A 3394-nucleotide genomic window follows, 5' to 3' on the forward strand; every position below is an offset into this window, starting at 1 on the left:
ACAGATTATGCCGAAGAAAAAACTATGCCGAAGAATTCCTGAGAATTGCTTAGAAAATACTTTTACTGACATTTCTTCGGCATAGTAATCAGTTAATCCAACGTATACAGTGCATGGTGTACATCAGATTTTTTCCAAAGTTTCTCTGCAACAGTGGAATCCGGCGATGCTTTCTTCATAGCGTCACCCATCATTTCAAGTGTTGCGAATGCATAGAAGCCGGATGTTGTTGACATACTTTCATGACCAAGAAACTGCATAATAAATGGCAAGGGAACTCCATTCCTATATAAATCCATGGCTTTCGTTTTTCTAATCAAATGACAGTGGACATTATCAGGTACTTCGGAACAGGTTTCACGAGCAGTATCAGCAGCGGTCTTAAGAACTAGGCTAATGCTGTCTGTTGATAACCGATGAGTTTTTCCATCCAAAAGGCTGTAAAACAATGGACATTCTTTATTCTTAGGATGAAACTCTTTCAGGTAGTTTTGAAGATGTGTAACAGTTTTATTCATCAATGGTACATTTCTGCTCTTTTGACCCTTGCCGACGAGCGTTATGAATGGATTTGACGCATCTAGGTGCAGTGAAGATATATCTAATTCAGCCAATTCCTGTACCCTTGCACCAGTATCATAGAGCAGAATGAGCATCATTCGATTTCGACGATGCTTGGAGGTCTTTGTATCGGATGCAGCCAGAATGGCGGCAGTTGCTTTTGGTTGGAGATACTGTATGGGATGTTTTTCTTCCTTCAGTTTCTTTATTAAACATGCTTCTGTATATAGTGCTTTGAGCTCGAAATCCTCTTCTCCACAGTATTTCAGGAATGACCGGATTGCTGTGAGTTTGAGATTAATACTTTTAGGAGAGTAGCCACTGGATTTCATCCATTCAACAAACTCCTTGATGTTCTCCCGTGAAAAAGCTTCAAATGTGACGTTATCATCTTTTAATAACTTCTCCTTTTCAAGAAAAGACAGATAGGATTTAAGTGACTGTTTGTAAGCCTCTACGGATTTGTCTGACAGATTTCTTATTACCGGCATGTAATCATGAAGGTAAAGACGTGCCATAATCCAGAAACTTTTATCCTTCTTTCGCTTATACTTCATCGTCTTCTACCTCCGGAATAAGAGATTCCATTGATGATGTAAGAATAGAGTACTGAGGAAAGAAATCCGGTATCAAGTGTATATAGTAATAGGTGCTTTCGAGGGATGAGTGCCCCATATATCTCATAAGATAAGGGAACATCGCATGTACATCCGTTTCCTCTTTAGACCACTTCAAGATGTTAGCACATGCAAAGTGATGTCGGAAGTCATAAGCGCGTGGTTTGACTTTTCCATCTCTTTTAAGGCCGGCAGCATCCCAGATGCTTTTGAAATTCACCGTCAATGAAGTCGAAGAACACATGCCACCTTTTCCACCCGGAAAAAAGTATTCTCTTGATGGAAAACAGGCGTTTATGGCGCAGTCATATTTTTTTAGATAATCTGTAAGTTCCTCTGACAGATACAAGCGTCTGTCACAGTGAGCTTTGGATTGAAGGATATCAACAAAACCATTATCAAGATGTACGTTTTCGCAACGAAGATGTCGCGCTTCACCGCATCGTACGCCACAACAATAAAGGAAACGATACAGTGCAGGTAAAACATATGCCCTGCCCAAGTAGTTCTTTCTGAGTACGTATGAATCGCACTCCTTGAAGAAAGCCAGTATCTCAGCTTCACTCATCAGGTAGACTTCGGCGTGGTAGCTCTGGATTCTGTACTTGTCACCCAGTACATATGCATCGGGAACGCCGATACTATGTAGATATCGTCCGAATTCTCTTATAGGAGATATCCAACTCCGATTCGGTGTTGTTGATTTACAACTCTTCGCTGCAGCCCATCCTTCAACGGTTTCTTTATTCAAACTGCTTGAGTTGCCGTTTGAAAAGTTATACTCATCCAGGTTCCGTAAGTGACATGAAGCCGATTTGTACTGTATGCCAATGGAATGTTTGAATTCAAGGAAGCTTTCAAGCTGAGGTGCGAGGGCACTTATGAAATCTGTATTCATGGATTCACCTCCTTGGATATGCCTGTCATAGGCAGGACGCATTCTCTAAGGCGATATTCATCTGTAGTGATATATATATCTGTCGTATCCGGATTGACATGTCCAAGAACAGCGGCGATTGTTTCAATCGGCACAGCATTCTTTACCATAGTGGATGCTGCATTATGGCGCAAAAGGCACATCCCAAGAATACGGCTTTCCTTATCTATCCCTGCCTGGCAGAAAACCCGACGAACTACTTCGTAGCAGCTTGAATGGTCAGTGAATGGATCAAAGGGAGCCAGTTCACGTACAAACAGGAAGTCATTATTAGCTGCTGGTCTTTCTTCGTGAAGGTATCTGAAAATCGCATTTCCAACAGATGGAATGAGTGGGAGACATACAAAGTTTCCGGTTTTGCTCTGATGAAAAGATATCGTTTCACTAATCCAATCGATATCTGACAGCTTCAGCTTTATCAGGTCGCAGGCCCGTATCCCTGATGACATACCCAGAAGAACGATAGCAGCATCACGAAGAGTAACCTCCGAAGACTCAATAGCAGTGCTCAGTCGTTGATTCTCATCATCTGTCAATGTAGGAATAATTCGACGTGCCCGAGGCGAATGAATTCCAAGTATAGAGACAATCAGGTCATCTCTTCTAAGGTATTTCATTGATGATCTTAAACCGCAAAGAACTGCTCTCTGTCTGTTTGTTTTTGAAGTCTGAATGTAGGAAAAGAGTGTTTCTGGTGTAATTGTTGCAATGTCATCAATGCCAGCACTATGAAGGAACTGCAGAAAGTAATAAAACTCATACTCATAAAAATGGATAGTATTCTCATTTGTGTACTGCATATGGAGCACCTTCTGATAGCCGCCGTAAACATCCTTGTGTAGTGGATTAGTTGGCGCTACTTTTCCTCGCTTTACGATAGAAAAATCGAATTGCCCGGTACTGTAGTATGAATTCATCAATCGGATGAACCGTCCATGCAAATGGTATCGTTCTGTGCTGAATTGCCCGGTTTTGGGACTTATGACATCATCTGAATAAAGCTTTCCGAATTCCGTAGTATACACAGTTACATCCTTCTCTGAACAGAAAGCTTTGAATCTTCTAACAGCACCTTGGTAGTTAAAAATAGTGGATTTATTGTATCCTGCATCCTGTAATGCTTCGAGCAACAGCTCGCAAATGGTATTAATCTCAATCATGAGGTACCTCCTTTCTTGGTACCTCAAGTATAAAACATTATGTCGAAGAAATAGCATTAGGCACAGTATTTATAGCATTTTTGGTGGTTTTTCGGTATAGTTTTTTCTTCGGCATAATC

General features: G+C 41.1%; 3 protein-coding genes. All 3 read right to left on the minus strand.

Features of this window, described 5'->3' with window-relative positions; all coding sequences use genetic code 11:
- Positions 1–92: 92 nt before the first annotated feature.
- From BQ9856_RS00070 to BQ9856_RS00080, 3 genes are read right to left on the minus strand one after another with little or no spacing between them, the layout of a single operon-like run.
- Positions 93–1118 carry a tyrosine-type recombinase/integrase gene (locus BQ9856_RS00070; RefSeq protein WP_077609171.1) on the minus strand — a complete coding sequence of 342 codons (1026 nt, stop codon included), beginning with the start codon at positions 1116–1118 and terminating at the stop codon, positions 93–95.
- Positions 1108–2076 (minus strand): tyrosine-type recombinase/integrase, encoded by a 969-nt coding sequence (locus tag BQ9856_RS00075; RefSeq protein WP_159441906.1) that lies wholly within the window; start codon positions 2074–2076, stop codon positions 1108–1110. Before BQ9856_RS00075 ends, BQ9856_RS00070 begins: the two co-directional genes overlap by 11 nt.
- Entirely contained in the window at positions 2073–3275 is a 1203-nt protein-coding gene (locus BQ9856_RS00080) for a tyrosine-type recombinase/integrase (RefSeq protein WP_159441907.1), read from the minus strand. Before BQ9856_RS00080 ends, BQ9856_RS00075 begins: the two co-directional genes overlap by 4 nt.
- Positions 3276–3394 lie beyond the last annotated feature (119 nt).

Source organism: Clostridium sp. Marseille-P2415, assembly GCF_900155545.1.
Lineage (GTDB): Bacteria > Bacillota > Clostridia > Lachnospirales > Lachnospiraceae > Lacrimispora.